Origin of the sequence: Paenarthrobacter sp. RAF54_2 (genome assembly GCF_052113945.1) — a bacterium.
Classification (GTDB): domain Bacteria; phylum Actinomycetota; class Actinomycetes; order Actinomycetales; family Micrococcaceae; genus Arthrobacter.
Window position 1 is genome coordinate 1 of the sequence record NZ_JBFRDV010000021.1, and the last position, 19,277, is coordinate 19,277.

Annotated in this window: 19 protein-coding genes; 13 read left to right on the forward strand and 6 right to left on the reverse strand. The window is 60.3% G+C overall.

Features of this window, described 5'->3' with window-relative positions:
• The 8 genes from AB4Y87_RS19380 to AB4Y87_RS19415 all read left to right on the forward strand — a co-directional run.
• On the forward strand, nucleotides 1–287 hold a 287-nt coding region (locus AB4Y87_RS19380; RefSeq protein ID WP_442005912.1), incomplete at its 5' end, for an L-serine ammonia-lyase, iron-sulfur-dependent, subunit alpha.
• 38 nt (nucleotides 288–325) lie between these two features.
• Nucleotides 326–1,147, forward strand: coding sequence for a DNA/RNA non-specific endonuclease (locus tag AB4Y87_RS19385; RefSeq protein ID WP_442005913.1), 822 nt, complete (start codon nucleotides 326–328; stop codon nucleotides 1,145–1,147).
• A 281-nt stretch (nucleotides 1,148–1,428) separates the two neighbouring features.
• Complete coding sequence (locus AB4Y87_RS19390) at nucleotides 1,429–2,223, forward strand: hypothetical protein (protein WP_442005914.1); 795 nt, start codon at nucleotides 1,429–1,431, stop codon at nucleotides 2,221–2,223.
• Nucleotides 2,223–3,362: a peptidoglycan-binding protein gene (locus AB4Y87_RS19395; protein ID WP_442005915.1), complete on the forward strand. Its 1,140-nt coding sequence runs from the start codon at nucleotides 2,223–2,225 to the stop codon at nucleotides 3,360–3,362. The genes AB4Y87_RS19390 and AB4Y87_RS19395 overlap by 1 nt, the downstream gene beginning before the upstream one ends.
• A gap of 77 nt (nucleotides 3,363–3,439) precedes the next feature.
• Nucleotides 3,440–5,350, forward strand: coding sequence for an ABC transporter ATP-binding protein/permease (locus AB4Y87_RS19400; protein ID WP_442005916.1), 1,911 nt, complete (start codon nucleotides 3,440–3,442; stop codon nucleotides 5,348–5,350).
• A gap of 111 nt (nucleotides 5,351–5,461) precedes the next feature.
• Nucleotides 5,462–6,550 carry a lipid II:glycine glycyltransferase FemX gene (locus AB4Y87_RS19405; RefSeq protein WP_442005917.1) on the forward strand — a complete coding sequence of 363 codons (1,089 nt, stop codon included), beginning with the start codon at nucleotides 5,462–5,464 and terminating at the stop codon, nucleotides 6,548–6,550.
• A gap of 105 nt (nucleotides 6,551–6,655) precedes the next feature.
• The gene (locus AB4Y87_RS19410) at nucleotides 6,656–7,969 is read left to right on the forward strand and encodes a peptidoglycan bridge formation glycyltransferase FemA/FemB family protein (RefSeq protein ID WP_442005974.1); all 1,314 of its coding nucleotides are present in this window, start codon (nucleotides 6,656–6,658) and stop codon (nucleotides 7,967–7,969) included.
• A 28-nt stretch (nucleotides 7,970–7,997) separates the two neighbouring features.
• Nucleotides 7,998–9,485 carry a threonine/serine ThrE exporter family protein gene (locus AB4Y87_RS19415; protein ID WP_442005918.1) on the forward strand — a complete coding sequence of 496 codons (1,488 nt, stop codon included), beginning with the start codon at nucleotides 7,998–8,000 and terminating at the stop codon, nucleotides 9,483–9,485.
• Nucleotides 9,486–9,509: 24 nt separating this feature from the next.
• Here the strand turns inward: AB4Y87_RS19415 and AB4Y87_RS19420 are convergent, their stop codons facing one another.
• Both AB4Y87_RS19420 and AB4Y87_RS19425 read right to left on the reverse strand, forming a co-directional pair.
• On the reverse strand, nucleotides 9,510–10,349 hold the full coding sequence (locus AB4Y87_RS19420) for a siderophore-interacting protein (RefSeq protein WP_442005919.1): 840 nt from the start codon (nucleotides 10,347–10,349) through the stop codon (nucleotides 9,510–9,512).
• 52 nt (nucleotides 10,350–10,401) lie between these two features.
• Nucleotides 10,402–11,169, reverse strand: coding sequence for a uracil-DNA glycosylase (locus AB4Y87_RS19425; protein ID WP_442005920.1), 768 nt, complete (start codon nucleotides 11,167–11,169; stop codon nucleotides 10,402–10,404).
• Between the two features lie 109 nt (nucleotides 11,170–11,278).
• Between AB4Y87_RS19425 and AB4Y87_RS19430 the strand changes: the two genes are divergently transcribed.
• From AB4Y87_RS19430 to AB4Y87_RS19450, 5 genes are all read left to right on the forward strand, one after another.
• Nucleotides 11,279–11,614: a DUF3263 domain-containing protein gene (locus AB4Y87_RS19430; protein WP_442005921.1), complete on the forward strand. Its 336-nt coding sequence runs from the start codon at nucleotides 11,279–11,281 to the stop codon at nucleotides 11,612–11,614.
• A gap of 48 nt (nucleotides 11,615–11,662) precedes the next feature.
• Nucleotides 11,663–12,283 carry a LytR C-terminal domain-containing protein gene (locus AB4Y87_RS19435; protein ID WP_442005922.1) on the forward strand — a complete coding sequence of 207 codons (621 nt, stop codon included), beginning with the start codon at nucleotides 11,663–11,665 and terminating at the stop codon, nucleotides 12,281–12,283.
• Between the two features lie 188 nt (nucleotides 12,284–12,471).
• Nucleotides 12,472–12,675: a cold-shock protein gene (locus tag AB4Y87_RS19440; RefSeq protein WP_216926027.1), complete on the forward strand. Its 204-nt coding sequence runs from the start codon at nucleotides 12,472–12,474 to the stop codon at nucleotides 12,673–12,675.
• A gap of 313 nt (nucleotides 12,676–12,988) precedes the next feature.
• Nucleotides 12,989–14,614 carry a chaperonin GroEL gene (gene groL / locus AB4Y87_RS19445; RefSeq protein WP_442005923.1) on the forward strand — a complete coding sequence of 542 codons (1,626 nt, stop codon included), beginning with the start codon at nucleotides 12,989–12,991 and terminating at the stop codon, nucleotides 14,612–14,614.
• 196 nt (nucleotides 14,615–14,810) lie between these two features.
• Nucleotides 14,811–15,770, forward strand: a complete 960-nt coding sequence (locus AB4Y87_RS19450) for an RNase H family protein (RefSeq protein ID WP_442005924.1) — start codon at nucleotides 14,811–14,813, stop codon at nucleotides 15,768–15,770.
• A gap of 145 nt (nucleotides 15,771–15,915) precedes the next feature.
• On the opposite strand, the gene AB4Y87_RS19455 is transcribed toward AB4Y87_RS19450, so the two are convergent.
• From AB4Y87_RS19455 to AB4Y87_RS19470, 4 genes are all read right to left on the reverse strand, one after another.
• The gene (locus AB4Y87_RS19455) at nucleotides 15,916–16,206 is read right to left on the reverse strand and encodes a WXG100 family type VII secretion target (protein WP_431118557.1); all 291 of its coding nucleotides are present in this window, start codon (nucleotides 16,204–16,206) and stop codon (nucleotides 15,916–15,918) included.
• Nucleotides 16,207–16,375: 169 nt separating this feature from the next.
• Nucleotides 16,376–17,821 carry an ATP-binding protein gene (locus tag AB4Y87_RS19460; RefSeq protein WP_442005925.1) on the reverse strand — a complete coding sequence of 482 codons (1,446 nt, stop codon included), beginning with the start codon at nucleotides 17,819–17,821 and terminating at the stop codon, nucleotides 16,376–16,378.
• A 2-nt stretch (nucleotides 17,822–17,823) separates the two neighbouring features.
• Complete coding sequence (locus AB4Y87_RS19465) at nucleotides 17,824–18,534, reverse strand: response regulator transcription factor (protein WP_089597209.1); 711 nt, start codon at nucleotides 18,532–18,534, stop codon at nucleotides 17,824–17,826.
• Between the two features lie 68 nt (nucleotides 18,535–18,602).
• Nucleotides 18,603–19,238: a LysE/ArgO family amino acid transporter gene (locus tag AB4Y87_RS19470; RefSeq protein ID WP_442005926.1), complete on the reverse strand. Its 636-nt coding sequence runs from the start codon at nucleotides 19,236–19,238 to the stop codon at nucleotides 18,603–18,605.
• Between the last annotated feature and the right edge of the window lie 39 nt (nucleotides 19,239–19,277).

Here is a 19,277-nt window from a genome sequence, read left to right on the forward strand (position 1 = left end):
CGCCGCCGGGTCAGGTGGAGAACGCGGCGGAGATCGCGATGGAACACAACCTGGGGCTCACGTGTGATCCGATCGGAGGGTTGGTGCAGATTCCGTGTATTGAGCGGAACGCGATCGCTGCGGCGAAGGCGATCAACGCCGCGAAGATGGCGTTGTGGGGTGATGGGACGCACCGGGTGTCGCTGGATGAGGTGATCGTGACGATGCGCGAGACGGGCAAGGACATGTCCTCCAAGTACAAGGAAACAGCGATGGGCGGCCTGGCCGTGAACGTCGTCGAATGCTGAGTCTGTTTACTGTCGGTGCCTAGTGCCATCATGTATCCATGAGCGGGGGATACGACAGGGATTTTTTGCGGGCACGCCTTGAACTGCCCAGTCCGTCGGCAACGACGATTCTTCTGGACTACACGCATTTCTCCGTGCGCTTCCGGGTTGCCCGGAAGCTCGCGGCGATCGTGGGGGTCAACATCAGTGGCCGTGAGCTGAGCCCGCTGGCCCGCGAGGGAACCTGGCATTTCGATAGCAGGATCCCTAAAGAACAGCAGGCCGGCCCGGACGTCTACAAGAACAACGCGTTCGATCGTGGGCACTTGGTCCGTCGCCTGGATCCCGTGTGGGGCGATCCGGCCACGGCTAAAACGGCGAATCAGGAGACCTTCGTCTTTACCAATGCCGCGCCGCAGGTGGACGACTTCAACCAAGGCAAGGAACTGTGGGTGGGGCTCGAGGACCACGTGCTGGGTCACGCGGATGCGTATGACGCCAAGCTCTCCGTGTTCACCGGGCCAGTACTTCTCGACGACGACCTCCCGTACAGGGGCGTACAGGTTCCGCGGAAGTTCTGGAAAATTGCCGTATGGACCAACGACGCCAAGCTCGGCGCCGCGGGCTTTGTACTGGATCAATCGCCGTTACTGGGCAAAGTTGAACTGAAAAAGGCGATCGACCAGCGGCTCCTTGAAGGTGAGCCACCCCCGCTGGGGCCGTACCGGACTTTCCAGGTCCCTATCGCGCAGATCGCAGACCTGACCGGACTGAGCCTCAGTAGGCTCGCCAACGTGGACCGTCTGGTGAAGGGCCAGCGCGAACTCGGGAAGGAACCGAAAGCCATCAAGTTGGAGAGCGCTGAGCAGATCCGGCTGTAAGGGCGCGTTGGACCGGGACGGACGTCCCCTTTATATGTGTCGTGGCCAGGAGCTTCGTGACGCCCAAACATGACTATTTCTGATAAATCCCTAATGTTTCACCATTGAATTCCCGATAAACTGCCCCGTTTGATGTTCCCTCGCAAGATGATTATTTTTAGCATCAATACAGTTTCAATCGGAGCTGGGGGCCGGGAGGCAAAATGGCACGGTATCCACTGAGTCTGCTCGTGTTGGTAGTTGCATTGGCCGGATGCAGCGCCAATTCGCAGCCTGGCGGAGTGGATGCCGCGTCCTTGCCATCCGTGGACCGAGCAGCATATGCCGGCGTGCATGCAAAACTGGATCCGGCTACGGCGACCATTTCCTTGCCCATGGATGCGTACGAAGCGACGCCCGACGAATCAATGGTCATAACTGCGGCCAACATGTATGTCATCGAGGATTGCATGAAAAACGCCGGTGTCACCATGCCAGAGAAGCACGGTGATCTGACGGTTAAAGCCGACCAGTCGTATGGCGTTTGGGTTCCCGAACTTGCGGCGAAGTACGGATATGACAAGGCAATCATCCGTACCGTCCCAGGTATTTACGATTCCAGGACGAGGGAATCAGCGGACGCAAATGTCAAGAAGTACTTTGAATGCGATAACGCCACGACCTCGAATCAGATACCTCCATTCCGAAGCAGAATCGCCGGTGCGGACTCATTGCTAACAAACATTAGCAATGACTCAAATGCATTATCTGAGCGGGATCCTGACTGGAGGGAATCACGCGACGACTGGATTGCTTGCCTCAAAGATGCCGGAATTTCAATGCGACAGGACTCACCTGATGCGTGGGTGCCTTCGTACCCTTCGGACAAGCAAGGCGAAATCAGGACAGCTGTTCAAGACGCGAATTGCAAGCAGGAAACCAAGGTAATGCAACGCATCTCGGATATCCGGGCGCAGTATCAATCTGCCCTGATCGCCGCCAACCAAGCTGCCATGAACAGGCTCGCGGATGATAAGACCGAGGCTCTGGCCAAAGCGAGGACGATTCTCCGGCAACATGGCAAGGGCGCCGCTTGATGCCGTTGCAGCAAGACGCAGTAGTTAAGGTCCCACGTGTTCCGCGACTCCGGCGGATCATTGGCTTCTTGGTCATAGTTATGGCAGGAATGGCAGGTTCCTTCCTTGCCGGAAGCTACATAAAGTCACCCCAGTCTGCGACCCTCGACTCCATCAACACTCCAATCAAGGTGACCGCCACAGTGGAGCGTAGGACTTTGGCGAGCACTTTGATCATCCCCGGGAGCATGACCCCGGGAACGTCGGTGGGCATCGCAGCATCAGTACCGCCAGGGACTGAACGCGCCGTCATAACGCGCATGCTGGTTGCTGTTGGCGACACGCTAAAGCCCGGGACAATCGTTGCGACTGTGTCCGGGCGCCCTCTCATTGTCATATCAACGTCCGTCCCGTTGTATCGGGACCTGAAAGATGGTGACAACGGTCAAGACGTTTCCGCCTTGCAGAATTGGCTTCAATCCATAGGGTATCGGCCCAACATGACCGGAATATTTGATAAGTCCACCCAAGAATCCGTGGCGGCTTTGTACCGTGACGTTGATCAGTCAGCCCCAAAATCCGACGACAAGAAGGCCATGGTCCGGTGGAGGGAGTTTGTTCAAATTCCTGGTGATGAGGGCTCTGTGACGAGCATTGCTGCTTCAGGAGCCGTGCTGACGGACGATCTTTTGGTGGCTACAGCGCAAACTGCCCCGGACGTGGCCGTGGGACGGGCGTCAATTACACAGGCTGAAGCTCTCACAGTTGGCCAGGCCGTTGCGCTCGAAGCCAGTGGGTACAGCGCCCAGGGCGTCATTCAGAGCATCGGGGTTTTCGACCAAGGCAATCTGGAAAAGGGGACGCTTCCAGGAATGGACATCATCGCATCTGTTCCGGACGATCCCAACAAACCAAAGCCGGGTCAGCCAGTCWCTGTCAGCGTGAAGGAGCCGGTCCAAGAGACCTTGGCAGTTCCCCTGACCGCCATCAAACAGGATGACATCGGGACGTATGTGACCGTGCCAAGTTCGAAAAAGGACGCTGGTGAGGATACTTCGGCAGAAAGAATCGACGTGACGGTGACAGGGCAGCGCGATGGCTGGGCTGCCTTGGCCGAGACTTCGAAGCTGGAGCCTGGAACCACGGTCGACGTATCGTGAACCTGCCTGCGCAAAGGCCCGGCAGGATTCCCCTGCTCCGGTTGGAAGGCATCGGGCGCTCCTATGCAGGAGCCGATGTGCCTACTGCGGCCCTTCAAGACGTCAATCTTGAGATCTGTGAGGGTGAATTCGTTGCGATCATTGGTCCCTCAGGATCCGGGAAATCAACGCTACTGAACATTCTTGGACTGTTGGACCGTGCATCAGAAGGCACGTACTCGATCAACGGTGCAGACGTATCACTGATGGCCGAGAAGCAGCGTGACTGGTTGCGATCGCGGATGTTTGGGTTTGTCTTCCAAGCCTCGCACGTGATCTTGGATGAATCGTCCGCACGGAACGCAGCGCTCGGCCTTCGTGTGCAAGGTGTCCGCCACCTGGACCGGGAGTTGGAAGTAACGCAGGCCCTGCTGCGCGTTGGGTTGCTGCACAGGACAAGCGTGCTCGGCAAGAACCTCTCTGGAGGGGAGAGGCAACGTCTTGCCTTGGCTCGTGCTCTCGCGACCAAGCCCAGGATCCTGTTCGCAGACGAACCCACAGGCAACCTGGACAGTGTCAATACCCAGAGCGTCATCGCGGATCTCAAGGCGTTGAATCGAACCGGGGTGACAGTCGTCGTCATTACGCATGATCCGATCGTCGCCGCCGCAGCAGCCCGCCGGATCGTCATCGACGACGGACGACTGGCAAAGCCCGACGCGCCGGGTTCCCCTGCCTCGACAGCTGTTCACGAGCCCATGGTTGGGCGCCCGGATCCAACTGAAGTTTTCTCCCCAGCCCCACTGGGGAGACGGCTCAATCTCTTGATGGATGACGTCTATGATGCATTGGCATCCCTTACCTCCAGGGCAGGCAAGGCACTGCTGCTCATTCTGGCGTTCATGCTGGGATCGGGCGGACTGGTTGCCTCAGTAGGCCTTAGCCAAAGTGCCTCCGCGCAGGTTTCCGAGCGCTTGGCCGAAGCCGCATTGGATGAAGTGCAAGCCTCAAGAAGCCCATCTGGGGTCCAACCCACGAACGCTGACATCGCAGCCTTGCGAGGTCAGAAGAGGAAAATAGAGAATCTTCACGGAGTGGTCGCGGTTGGTTTGCGAGTGGAGTTGGCGACTTCTGAATTTCGGCCCACACGCTTTCAGCCAAATAGGGGAATCCAGGAGGACGACTTCGCAGGGTCACTCCTGGCCGTGGACTCGACCTTTCTGGACATCAGCCAGGCCGTAGTTGAGCCTGCTTCTGCCTTATCTCTCCTGGACAATTCCTTCGGAAAGCCCATAGCAATAGTGGGACAAGATACGGCCGTCCGTTTAGGGATTCCTTCTGCGGGTCCGGGCCAGAAAATTTGGATCGGTGGGCAGTCGGTTCCAGTCGTGGGCATACTGCGCCAAGCCGGAAGGAACCCGGTTCTTGCAGACAGCATCATCCTGGGGATCAACGCCTACCCATCCGCTGCTTCTGACAACCCGGTATTTGTGGTCCGCACCCTCCCTGGGTTTCCAGCACCATTGGCCGACGCGATTCCTTTGGCCCTTGACGCAGCTCATCCCGAGCACTTCACCGTCAACACGGTGGCAGACCTTCGTTCACTCCGCAAGGGAGTCAACAATGACCTGGGCGTGTTGATCAGTGTCATCTCGTGGGTGTTGCTGGCACTCGCCTGTCTTAGCGCTGCTACGTCGATGTATCTGACTGTGCAAACGCGAAGGTCGGAGATCGCTCTGCGGAGAGCCCTCGGTACGAGTCGCTTCAGCATTGGCCGGATGTTTATCTTTGAGGGTTTGCTGGTGGGATTGGGCGGTGGACTGGCTGGCGGAGCGGTCGGAGTGCTGGGAGTTCTGACCTTTTGCCTGGGCCAAGGGTGGACACCGGTTCTGGGGCCTGAATCAGTGTGGACCGGAGTTGCCGCTGGCGCAGCTACTGGTGTTCTTTCAGCGTTGTATCCAGCCATTGCGGCGTCCAAAGCGGATCCGGCTCAGGCTATTCGCGCCTAGTTCGAGCGGGCAACTCACCCAGAGTCGGGCTATTTTCCTCGGCCCGATAGACTTGAGGCTGCATGTCCGCATGCGCACCCAGCTTTTGAACACTGCACCAAACCCCTGAGATTGGACACGGCCACCTTGCGAGAATTTACCGCCCGCTTTGCCACCGCCGAGGAAATCGATAACTGGGACAAGCACGTCACAGCCAACCCCAATGGCGGCAACATGCTGCAGTCGGACGCCTATGCGGCAGTCAAGGATGGCAACGGCTGGTTGGTCCGCCGGCTCGTCATTGAGGCCGCTGACTACGCCAGCTACAACCTGCTGTTGGAGAAGAAGTTCCCCGTCCTTGGCCGGCTCTGGTACCTCATCAAGGGACCGGACGCAGCCGAGGTAAGCGACATCAAACCGATGCTCACCGCCGTCGCCAATCTGGCGAAGGAACAGAAGATGAACGTCTTCACCATCAAGATAGAGCCCGACGTCGTGGAGTCAGCTGAGGTGTCCGGTCAGCTGAAGGCGGCTGGCTTGGTTAAGGCCCCGAACATCCAATCCAACGATTCCACCGCACTCCTGGATATTTCGGCCCCCGCCAACGAAGTACTACGGAGCATTTCATCGCGGGCCCGCAACGCTGTCCGCAGGGCAGAACGTGAAGGATGCGAGGTCCTCCCAGCCGAGCCCGGCGAGGAGACCTATCGCAAGCTCTACGCACTGATGCAAGACACAGTGAACGCCAAGGGTGCCATGCCATTGCGGAGCTACGAGTACTACTCCCGTTTCTGGCACGAATTCTGCAGCCGTGGCCAGGGTCACTTCTTCTTTGTCTACGAGGACGGCGCACCCAGCGTCGGTGCTTTTGTTATCAACTATGGCTCCAAGGCAACCTACAAGGATGGCGGTTCCGCCCAGAACCGCAAGCAGTACGGTGACTCGCATTTGGTCCAGTGGGCAGCTATCCAGCGGATGCAGGAACTGGGCTGCGTTGAGTATGATTTCTGCGGCACGCCGCCTGCCGCCCGGATCAAGGACAAGACACACCCGCTGTTCGGCATGGGCTTGTTCAAAACGAGTTTCACCAAGACCGTGACGGACTTCGTGGGTTGCTACGACCTCGTCCTCGGACCAATCCGCCATAAGCTCTGGCTCAAGGGTGCAGAGCGCATCTTCCGCCGGCTGGAAACTATGCGCACAGGCGGACAGTTCTACTAAAGAACCGGCACCAACCCAACACTTCAGGCCCGCCCCGGCCACCAACGGGTGCAAATCTATCTAGGTGAGGTAATTTCTTTGACTCCGATTGAGGCTGGAACCGACATGGAATTCGTGATTCTCAGTGACGCTGATTTCGAGACATTCGCCAAGGGACACCCGCAAGGCAGCTTCATCCAGTCCGAGGACCTGGCGCGTTTCCAGCGTGCTCGCGGCCAGGAAGTGGAGCTCTTTGGCGTGACCCGCGGTGGCAGCCTGATCGCAGCCGGAAAGCTCGTCTACACCGCCAACCGCTTTGGTTACAAGGTTTGCGACTGCGCAAAGGGACCCCTGATGGACTATAGCGACGCCGAAGCGGTGCGGTTCGTCGTCGAGCAGTTGAAAAAGCATGCGGCCTCGAAGAAGGCTGCTGAGCTGCGCATCTCACCAAACGTCAAGTACATCGCACGCGACGAGGACGGAGCGGAGCACCCGGAGGTTGAGGACAACCGTCCACTGCTGAAGGAGCTGGCAGGGCTGGGCTTCAAACACCAGGGCTTTGACATGAATTTCGCGAACATCAACTGGATGTTCGTCAAGAAGCTGGACGGGATCGCCGATTCCGAAGAGCTCATCATGGGAATGAATTACCGCACGCGCAAGGCCATCCGGAAGGCCGAAAAGAACGGCGTTTACCTGGAACAGGCCACGCTGGAAACCCTGGACGACTTCTACGACGCGCTGAGCACCGCCGGTGACGAAAAGGGCTTCACCTACCGCGAGCGTGAGTATTACGAGCAACTGCTCCGCAATACCTCGGATGAGTTCACCAAGCTCATGATGGCCAAGATCAACATCCCCGAATACCGGGCCTCCATCACAGAGCGCCTGGATGCGGAGTCCAAGACACTCGCGGACCTCAAGCGCGACGTCGAGGAAACCGGGAGCAAGAAGAAGGCCAACCGCATCAAGGTGGTCCAGGACCTCGTGGACAGTTACGAGCGGAGCCTCAAGGATATTGAACGCTTCCCCGATTCGGTTGGCGTGGCTACGGTTGCGGCGATCCACTTCGCTTGCTCCGGCGATGAAATCGTGTGCGTGATCGGCGGCACGGTCCAGGACTACATCTACTTCAACGGAGCTACGTCGCTGTACTGGGGCATGCTGTTGCACGCTCTGAACAACGGCTACTCGCGTTATAACTTCTACGGCACCTTCGGCATCCAGGGCCAGGACGAAACCGGTCACGGCGGCTACGAATTCAAGAAGGGCTTCGGCGGCGAGGTGGTCCAGCTGGTTGGCGACTTCGTGACGCCGGTGAATCTGCCGGTCTTCACCGCTTACCAGGCGGTCAGGAAGCTCGCAGCTGCCGCCAAGACGGTTCTGGCAAAATTGCCGGAGCCCGGAAACCTGCTGAGGAAATTCCGAGTGAAGAACTAATCAACCAAAGCCTAAGGAGGAACGCTGCGTGACTGAACGCCCTGAGGGCTCCGGCGGCAGGCCTCACACTGACGGCTTGCCCAAGACCCAGCCGATGCGACCATCGCAAATCCGGCAGAACGCCAATGCCAAGCGCATGCTGATGCGCTTGGTGCAAGGCGATAGCCCGCCCACAGCCCCCATGAACATCGTGGACCGGCTCGCGGGCAGTCCCTACGCCAACCCCACTATCCAGGTTGTGGGTGTCGACGCCTCAGCGCGTAAGACGATCGACTTCGCCCTGCATCTGGCCGAGGTCATGTTCCGATACGGTGCAGGCGCCCTTGAAGTTGAGACAAGCATGATTGCCGTTACAGCGGCCCTTGGCTTGAAGAACGTTGAAGTGGACATCACCAACCAGTCGGTGGCCATCAACTATGCGCCAAAGGACCAGACCCCCATCACGTTGTTGCGTGTGGTGCGCTCGTGGACCAATAACTACGCCGGCCTCGCGCAGGTGCATCAACTGGTCACGGACATCGTGGCCGGGGGAGTGGGCCGCGACGAAGCCGTCCGTCGATTGAATGACATCGTCCGCAGCGCCAAGCCTTTCCCTCGATGGATGGTCACGGTTGCCTTCGCTGTGTTCGCGGCGGTGTTCGTGGGCGTCCTGGGTGGTGGTCCGGGCGCTTCAGCCCTCGCCTTTGGCTCCAACTTGCTGATCAGTTTGGTTGCCCGGCAACTCAGCCGCTGGCGCACCCCCGACTTCTTCATCACCATGGCGTGCTCGTTCCTGGTCACGTTTATCGCCCTGATGCTGCGTTGGGCGGGTGCGGACATCGCTCCATCCATTGTGGTTGCGGGTGGAATCCTGTTGTTGCTTCCAACGGGCAGGCTCGTGTCTTCCGTGCAGGACGCCATCAACGGCTTCCCGGTCACGGCCGCCGGACGATTCCTCTCCACACTGCTCACCTTCGGCGCGATCGTGGCTGGTATCGCCGTGGCCGTCGTCGTCGGGACCCTCATGGGCAGCGAAGTCCTGGACGTCACCAAAACATTCCCGGATGCGTATCCTTTGTGGGGCCAAGCCATTCTGATCGCCATCGCTGTAGTGGCTATCGGCGTCACCGAGCAGACGCAGATGCGTCTGTTACTCCCGACGGCGGCAGTCGGCTTGGTTGGCTTCTTCGTCTTGTGGGCGGCTACTACCGCCGGGTTCGGCGACCGCTTGTCGCCGGCAGTTTCGGCTGTGGCCATCGGCCTGCTGGCTCGGGTAGTGGCGCTTAAACTTGGCGCTCCCCAACTTGTAGTGGCTGTTCCGGCCGCGCTCATTTTGCTGCCCGGCCTGACTATATTCCGTTCAATGTATGTATTGACCATTGAGGAAGCGGACATTCTTCAGGGCGCCGGAGGCATGCTGAATGCAGGCGCGATTGTCCTGGGAGTGGCAGCAGGAATCGTCCTCGGTGACAACCTGGCCAGGCCGCTCACGAAGGGCCTATCCAGCAACGAGCGCCGCAGGGTACGGCGCCGCTAGATCTGCGCTGGCCGCTGGATCTGACTAAATCTGTCCTACGGGGAGCTTCTTCTCGGCCTGGAAAACTTCCTCAACCCGGCCCTGCGCCCAGTATCCGGAGAGCGAAACCTGCGAACGTTCCAGACCGCGCTCGGCGAAGAAGATCTGCCGCAGGCCCTTCATGTAGCCTCTTTCGCCATGCGCAAAGACATCTACGCGGCCGGGAAGCCACTGCATTTCGCGGAGCCCGTCAAGCAACAGCTCGCTTGATCCGGCCGGCACTCCATTGCGCTGCAGCCAGTGGAGTTCCAGGCCAGCAGGAGCAGAGATAGGCAGGATGTCCTCGGCGCTGTCCACCTCAAGGAACGCATATCCGCGGGCTTCCGGGGCGAGCGCCTCTATGCAGGCTGCGATGGCTGGAATCGCGGCGTCATCGCCGGCGAAGAGGTGCCAATCGGCGTCGGGCGCAGGATTGTAGGCGCCGCCGGGGCCGGTAAAAATCAGAGTGTCCGCAGGTTCCGCTGCCGCTGCCCAAGGCCCTGCCAGGCCCTCGTCGCCATGGACTACGAAGTCAATCGCCAGTTCCCGTTCTTCCAGGTTCACCCAGCGGATGGTGTAAGTCCGGGTGTGCGGCCATTGCTCACGTGGCATCGTCTCGCGGATGGCCCACAGGTCCAGCGGAAGTTGATAATCAACGCCGGGCTGGGGAAAAACGATCTTGACGTACCGGTCCACGTATTCGTTGTTCACGTAGTCGCTGAACCCTGGCCCGCCGGCGACGATCCGCACCATGTGAGGTGAGAGCCATTCTTTGCGCAGGACCCTCAGGTTGACCTGCGGGCGTGTGGTCCGGGTGGCGGACGAAGAAACGGGGAGAGCAGCCATATAGGCAAGCCTAAGCTAATTCGTGGGGTGCCAGTTGGGTATGAGTCGAAGGTTACAAGATGGGTAGTTCCCAATCGACGGGCTCTGCGCCCTGTGAAGCCAACAGCTGGTTCGTTCGGCTGAACGGCTTGGAACCAAAGAAACCACGTGATGCCGAAAGGGGACTCGGGTGCACCGAAGTGATTACCGGTGTGCCATCCAGCAGCGGCATGACCGCTTCGGCGTCCTTCCCCCACAGAATCGCTACCAGGGGACTCCGGCGTCCCGCGCCGTCGGTGCGATGGGCTACCGCACTGACAGCCGCCGTCGTGATTGCCTCCCAGCCTTTGCCGCGGTGTGAGCCAGCGCTTCCGGCTGCGACACTAAGGACACGGTTCAGCAGCAGGACGCCTTGGTCAGTCCAGGCCGTGAGGTCGCCATGGATGCGCGGCGGGAGCCCGAGGTCGTCGTGGAGTTCACGATAAATATTTGCAAGGCTCCGGGGGATCGGCCGCGTATGCCGCGAAACGGCAAAGGAAAGCCCGACGGCGTGTCCCGGGGTTGGGTATGGATCCTGGCCAAGGATGAGTACTTTGACGTCAGCCAATGGTCGGCGGAAAGCCCGGAGAAGGTTGGTAGCTGCAGGAAGGACGTGGATCCCTTGGGCAGCCTGAGCCGCAACAAAGGCCAAAGCCTCACGGAGTTGGCCTTCCACGGGTCGCAACGCGTCCGCCCAGTCCACGGCCATCAGCTCTTCCAAGGGTTGGTCAACAAGCTCCTCGAAGCCCCGATCGGCAACGCCGGCGGGTTCCAGGTCAAACAGTGCATCCTCACCAGTCACCCTGTCATTGTCTCCTCCAGAGCATCGGCGGTGCGAATGACAGCGTTGTTATTCGCCCGTAACATGGGGGGTAGGACATTTTCCCCCAACCAGCGTCAAGGAGTGTGCCGTGGCAGAACCAGCACCGGAACCAATGGCGCCGCAGTCTACCGGTTTCGCACTTGAAGACCTGGCAGCCGAGACCCGCAGCGACTCACCTCTAAGTGACCGTGATCAGCAAATGTTGGCCTTGGAACGGCAATGGTGGAAGTACGCCGGCGCCAAGGAACAGGCGATCCGTGAGCTCTTCAATCTCTCCGCCACGCACTATTACCAGATCCTGAACGCACTTATCGATACCGAAGATGCGTTGGCCCACGATCCCATGCTGGTGAAGAGATTGCGTAGACTACGTACGTCGCGCCAACGTGCGCGGACAGCGCGCCGTTTGGGGTCCGACGCGTAAATCGCCCGGCTGATCGTCAGCAGCAACCAGCAAGGACAAGGCTTCACCATGACCAAATTTGCCAAGGATGAATTCGACCGGGTCCCACAGAACAGCTCCCGGCAGGGGGTGCACCGTGACGCCCAAGAGACAGTCCGCCCCAATTTGTGGCCGGTCTTGACAGTAGGGGCCGTCGCCCTGGTGCTGGGACTCGTAGCTTTCCTGATACTTCCGCGGCTTGGCCTGGTGGCCCCCAGCGCGTCCACAAGCGTCTCGACGCCGGCGCCCCAGCAGAGCGAAACCTCCCCTTCTGCTGCACCTACCGAATCAAGCAACGCACCCATCGCTTCCGGCGAGCCGAGCCCGGGAACCACGTCTTCAGGCGAAGCTTCGGCAACTCCTTCTGCTGCGCCGGTGGACAAGTCCGTTGCAGTGGCTGTCTACAACGGCACGGCTACGGCTGGGCTTGCCAGTCGCGTCGCGGGCCTGGTCCAAGGCGATGGTTGGGCTTTGGGATCTGTGGGGAACTGGGGCGGCCTGCCGCAGCAGTCGTCCGTGGTCTTTTACAACGTCCCTGGACAGAAGGCGAATGCAGAAGCACTGGGCAAACTCCTCGGTATCACCGCGGTTGTTGAGTCTCCTGAAATACAGCAGCCTCTAGTGGTTGTTGTGGGACCTGGCTACCGGTAATTTCGCTGAATCCCGCCCGTTTTTCTGTGGTTTCAGCCTCGAAAGCTGCAACTCGGTTAAGCCTCAATAACAAAAGTCATGGTCGGCCCCTCGGCAGCAGCGCGCGGATAGTGACTGTGGTTACAGTGGATTGATTCCGGTCCGGAGATCCCGGCAACCGGTCTTGCTACTGTGAAAGTGTGGGCATCATGGCTTTGGGAACCGTCAAATGGTTCAATGCCGAAAAAGGGTACGGCTTCATCACTGTGGATGACTCCGGCGACGACGTCTTCGTGCACTGGTCCGCTATTCAGATGGAAGGCTTCCGTGCCCTCGAGGAAGGCCAGCGGGTGGAGTTCGAATTAGGCGAAGGCCAGAAGGGTCCGCAGGCCGAAAGCGTCCGCGTTGCATAGTCCCTTCGGCCGTCACGTCAGCTAACGGCTGAAACCCCTTTGTTTATAGCGCAAAGTGGCGCTTCTGCTTGCACTCTCCCCGGTCGAGTGCTAATTATTGATTTAGCACTCCTACGCTTCGACTGCTAACTCCGGCCCGGCCTACGCCGGCGGCGGATGGCTCTCGGAACGTCAGGGGGATCAAGAAACACCTTGGTGGGGTGAGGTCCGGAGCGCGGGGCATACAGAGGCCGCAAGCAAAGGACCGTCCGTCGCGGGCACCCCATCTGACAGGTTCCTTCTTAACGACTGTCCCGAAAGGACTACCGCCGTTATGGCCAAGATCATTGCATTTGATGAAGAGGCACGCCGCGGCCTCGAGCGGGGCCTGAACATCCTCGCCGACGCCGTCAAGGTCACCCTCGGCCCGCGTGGACGCAACGTCGTCCTCGAAAAGAAGTGGGGCGCCCCCACGATCACCAACGATGGTGTTTCCATCGCCAAGGAGATCGAGCTGGACGACCCTTACGAGAAGATCGGCGCTGAGCTGGTCAAGGAAGTTGCCAAGAAGACGGATGACGTCGCTGGCGACGGTACCACCACCGCTACGGTTCTCGCCCAGGCACTGGTCAAGGAAGGCCTGCGCAACGTTGCCGCCGGCGCCGACCCCCTGTCCCTGAAGCGCGGTATCGAGAAGGCTGTTGAGGCAGTCATCAAAGAACTGCTCGCCTCTGCCAAGGAAATCGAAACCAAGGAAGAGATCGCGGCCACGGCTTCCATCTCCGCCGGTGACCCGGAAATCGGCAGCCTCATTGCCGAAGCCCTGGACAAGGTGGGCAAGGAAGGCGTCATCACGGTCGAAGAGTCCAACACCTTCGGCCTGGAGCTCGAACTCACCGAAGGCATGCGCTTCGACAAGGGTTACATCTCCGCTTACTTCGTCACCGACGCTGAGCGCCAGGAAACGGTCCTCGAAGACCCGTACATCCTGATCGTCAACTCCAAGATCTCCAACGTGAAGGAACTCGTCACGGTTCTGGAGAAGGTCATGCAGTCCAACAAGCCGCTGCTGATCATCGCCGAAGACATCGAGGGCGAGGCTCTGGCCACCCTGATCGTCAACAAGATCCGTGGCACGTTCAAGTCTGTTGCCGTCAAGGCTCCGGGCTTCGGTGACCGCCGCAAGGCCCAGCTCGCCGACATCGCCATCCTCACCGGTGGCCAGGTCATCTCCGAAGAAGTTGGCCTCAAGCTCGAAAACGCTGGCCTGGAACTCCTCGGCACCGCCCGCAAGGTCGTTGTCACCAAGGACGAGACCACCATCGTTGAAGGTGCCGGCGACGCCGAGCAGATCGCTGGCCGTGTTGCCCAGATCCGCGCCGAGATCGAAAACTCCGATTCCGACTACGACCGCGAGAAGCTGCAGGAACGCCTGGCCAAGCTGGCCGGTGGCGTTGCAGTCATCAAGGCCGGCGCCGCAACCGAGGTTGAGCTCAAGGAACGCAAGCACCGCATTGAGGACGCAGTCCGCAACGCCAAGGCTGCCGTTGAAGAAGGCATCGTCGCCGGTGGTGGCGTTGCCCTCATCCAGGCTGGTGCCAAGGCATTCGCCAACCTCACCCTCCAGGGTGACGAAGCAACTGGTGCCAACATCGTCAAGGTTGCCATCGACGCTCCGCTGAAGCAGATCGCCTTCAACGCTGGCCTCGAGCCGGGCGTTGTTGCTGACAAGGTTCGCGGCCTGCCTTCCGGCCACGGCCTGAACGCTGCCACGGGTGTCTACGAAGACCTGCTGGCTGCCGGCGTCAACGACCCCGTAAAGGTCACCCGCTCGGCTCTCCAGAACGCTGCTTCCATCGCTGGTCTCTTCCTGACCACCGAGGCTGTAGTTGCCGACAAGCCTGAGAAGAACGCTCCGGCTGCCGGTGGCGACGACATGGGCGGCATGGGCGGCTTCTAAGCCTCCTAAGCTGTAGCGTCACGCTTCAGAGCAAACGACGGCGGTCCTCACCATTTTGGTGGGGGCCGCCGTCTTGCTGTATCGCCCAAGTAAGTCGCAGCACATCTCGTTCTGAATGCTCAAAACGACATGTGCTGCTACTTAGATGGGTGCTGGCACGCGTTCAGTGTCTGCGTGATCTGGCAGGATTGAAGGCATGACGATTATTGCTGCCGCCGATGGCTCTGCCCTCGGCAATCCTGGGCCGGCCGGTTGGGCCTGGTATGTTGACGACTCCTGTTGGCGCGCAGGAGGTTGGCCCCACGGCACCAACAACATGGGCGAGCTCATGGCTGTCCTGGACCTGTTCCGCTCCACTGCCCACGTACCGCAGGAAGAACTGCTGATCCTTTGCGACAGCCAGTACGTCATCAACTGCATCACCAAGTGGATGCCCGGGTGGAAGCGGAAGGGCTGGCGCAAGGCTGACGGAAAGCCCGTCCTGAACGTCGACCTCCTCAAGGACATCGACCAAGCAATCGTCGGGCGCAAATACACGTTTGAATGGGTCAAGGGCCACGCCGGACACGACCTCAACGAGGCAGCAGATGAGCGCGCACGCGCCGTAGCCACCGCCTTCCAGCAGGGCACTGCAGCTCCAATCGGACCGGGCTTTACAGGCTCCGACGAGGCCCTCGCCGCGCCTCTTCCTGTCCCGGCCAGAGCCGGGCGCAGCTTCCAAGCCCACTCGGAACCCACGTTGTTTGGGGAGTCGGGTATCTTCGGTCAGCCGGATCTTTTCAGCGAACTGGACGAGGATGCGTCCGCCCAGGAGTTGCCCGCAGAGGAAATCGTGGTTGCCTTGGAGCGCGAGCTCCTGCGCCCGGATGTACGGACCGACATCGGCAGGATTGGAGTATTGCTTCATCCTGACTTTGCCGAGATTGGCAGCTCGGGTCGCTTCTGGACCCGGGACGCCATGATGGTCGCCCTTGAGGAGGACCCCGGCGAACCCATTGAACTGGAAGTTCTTAGCGCCGATCGCCTGAGCGAGAACACTATCCTGCTGAACTACCGCAGTTTCGCGCACTCAGGTTCGGCCCTCCGCAGTTCCGTTTGGCTTCTGGACCGAGGCCAGTGGCGGCTCCGGTTCCACCAAGGAACCCCCGAAAACTGACCCAACGGAAACACTGCACATCAATTCACAGCACAGGAGACAGAAAGCTTGGTGACCTGCGGGGCGGCTGCACAGGGGGAAGACAGCCGGCCCCGCAGGAGCTTATGTGAAGCAGGACCTCGAATGTGCCTTGAGCGTGCAGCCCCTAGTAGGCGAACCGCTGGGTGTTGCCCTGCTCCACTTCGAGGTAGCTTGCTGCGGCCGACGCTAAAGCCATGTTGATGGAAGCCAGCGAGGCCTCGACCTTGTTTTGCGTCAGGGACCATTCAAGGACAAGCGACTGGAAGTTGGTGGCGGCTGAGCCTCTCCACGTGGCTTGAAGCTCGTCCAGTCCGTGTTTCATGGCTTGCACGTCCGTGCTGATGCGGTCAACGGTTGCTTTGACGTTGGACGACTTGAGCTGAAGGAGCTCTGTGTCGACGGAAATGACGCTCATGGGTGATGCCTTTCGACGATGATGTTCCGCTGAACGCGGCGGTGTGCGTGGCCACAACATTGAGCCTAGGCAGCTGCCTGGGGCCGGGGAACAACCATTCGTCGCTATGTGGATAACAGCTCTCTTGAAGAGCCGTTGCCTGGTAATGCCGCCATGGATGACACCAGCGTTACTGGGATATCAGCTCCGCGGGCTCCTCGCGGAACGGGAGGCTGACCACCAAAGTTGCGCCGCCGCCGTCGGTCTCTTTCACCCGGACGCTGCCTCCATGCGAGCCAACGATGGCAGCCACAATGGCCAGACCGAGGCCACTGCCGCCTGTCTCGCGGGTGCGCGAGGTATCCGCCCGGTAGAAGCGTTCAAAGATCTTGTTGGTCTCGGCATCTGGAATGCCGGCTCCGTGATCTCGGATTTCGATGACCGAGAAGGCGCCTTCAGGAGTGGTCCGAACACCAACTGCGAGTTCTATAGGGGTGCCCTCTGGCGTGTAGCGCAGGGCGTTGCCCACGAGGTTGCCGATGACCTGCCGGAGCTTTGCCTCATCGCCCTGGACGGGGGCTGGCGTCGGGGAGGATCCATCGAGTCCGATGAGCGTGATGTTCCGGTTGCCGGACGAGGCTTTGGTATCCACCACGGCGTCGTGCGCCAACAACTGCAGGTCCACCGGCTTGAGTTGCAACGGCCGTTGCTCGTCCAGCCGGGCCAAGAGGAGGAGGTCCTCCACCATGGAACCCATGCGTTTGGCTTCGCTTTCGATTCTGCCCATGGCCGTGGCGACGTCTTCGGGGGTGGCCAGCGCGCCGTGGCGGTAAAGCTCTGAGAAACCTCGAATGGTGACCAATGGAGTCCGGAGTTCATGGGAAGCATCGGCGGCGAAGCGGCGCATCCGGGCTTCAGAGGCGGCGCGCGCCGCGAAGGAAGCCTCAATGTGGGCCAACATTGCGTTCAGCGAAGCGCCAAGCCGACCCACCTCTGTATGGGGGTTGTCGATTTCCACGCGTCGGGAGAGGTCACCTGCCGCGATGGCTGCTGCTGTCTTCTCCACGCGGGCCAGGGGCCTGAAGGATCGTGCCACAGTCCATGTAGCGATGAAGAACGCCAGAACCAGGGTCAGCAGGCCAACGCCCACCACTACGAGTACGGCGTGTTCCATGACTTTGTCCACGGGCGTCAGCGGCAGGCCGATAATCACCACGCCGTTCTGACCGTTGGCAACGACGCCCACGGCGACGACACGCCAGTTGCTACCGGCGGTGCCACTCACTTGGAACGGGGCATTGCCGCGTGCCTTGGCCTCGGCAGGAGTGATGTTGGCGATCGCCGGACGGTCACTTTGCATGCCACCGAACTGGTACGGCGAAAGCCCCGGAACATACAGGGTCAACGAATAATCAGTGGGCACGGCGGGGTTCGGCTCGGAGAGCTTGTCGAATGACTGCTGGTCCTGTGCCAGCGCGACGGCGGCCTTGAGTTTGTCATCTACCTGGCCTTGCAGGTAGCTCTTGACGAGCGTCAGCGTGCCGGCGCCCGTCGCGGCCAGAGCGAGGAGGAGCAGCCCCATGATGATGGCGACCAGCTGCGACCTCAGGGACGCCGATTTCCAGCGTTGCAGCAAGGTCAGCGCTTCTCTGCCGTTCGCAGCACGTAGCCCACTCCGCGCTTCGTTTGGATGAGGGCTGCGGCATCGGGGTCGATGTCCACCTTGCGGCGTAGATAGGAGATGTACGACTCAACGATGGAGGCGTCGCCGTTGAAGTCGTATTCCCAAACGTGGTCCAGGATCTGTGCCTTGGAGAGAACGCGGTTGGGGTTCAGCATGAGGTAGCGCAGGAGCTTGAACTCGGTAGGGGACAGCTCAATGACTGTGCCACCGCGTCGGACCTCATGGGCGTCGTCGTCGAGTTCGAGGTCGTCCACGCGGATCACCGCGTCGTCATCCTCAAGGGGCTGGGTCCGGCGCAGTACGGCGCGGATGCGGGCCACGACTTCGTCAAGGCTGAATGGCTTGGTGACGTAGTCGTCGCCACCCACGGTCAGGCCAGTGACCTTGTCCTCGGTGTCGTCCTTCGCCGTGAGGAACAGGACGGGGAAGTGTTTGCCCGCAGCCCGGAGGCGACGCGTCACTGTGAAGCCGTCCATGTCCGGCAGCATGACGTCCAGGACTGCGAGGTCCGGGGAGTGAAGGTCGGCGGCGGCCAGGGCTTCGCGACCATTGGATGCGGCAACGACCTCGAAACCTGCAAACCGCAGGGACGTGGAGAGAAGCTCGCGGATGTTGGGTTCGTCGTCGACGACAAGGAGCTTGGCTTCGGGGCCGTTCTTTTTCATGACACCCATGATGCTCCCAGTTTCTGTGAGTTATCTGGATGCTTGATGTGAGGAGACTGCGTGCCGCCTCAGACTCCCAGGGCCAGTCCTGCGCCGAGGGCTCCCATGGTTACAGCGATCCCGCCGTCCAGGATTCGCCACGACTTGGGCCGCGCAAAGAAGCCGCGCAGGAATCTGGCGCCGAAGCCCAGGGAGCAGAACCAGAGGATGCTGCCCAGCATCGCACCGGCGCCGAACCACCACTGCAACAGAGTGCCTTGGGCACTGGCGAGCGAGCCGATAAGTGCGATGTCCAGGTAGACGTGGGGGTTTAGCCACGTCAACGCCAGTACGGTGGTGAGAACCGCGGCGAGGCCACGTTTGGCGTCGCCGTCGGGAGAGGGCGTCTCGGAAGAAAGGAGCACCTGCGGGCGAAGGGCCCGACGAGCCGCAAGCACCCCATAAGTCACTAGGAACGCCGCCCCCACAAAGCGCAGAACCACGACGGCGGCAGGAGCGGCCGCGATCAGTGCACCCGTGCCAAGTACGCCCGCAGCGATAAGGAGGGCGTCTGAGAGTGCGCACACTGCGACAACCGCGCCTATATGTTTGCCAAGAATTCCTTGCCGAAGGACGAAGGCGTTTTGGGCGCCGATGGCAACGATAAGGCCTAGGCCCGTAGCAAGGCCGAGGCCAGTGGAGTTGAAGATGTCAGAGAAAGTCACTCTTCCAAATTATGGTCCGCAAGGCATTTAGGACAGCTA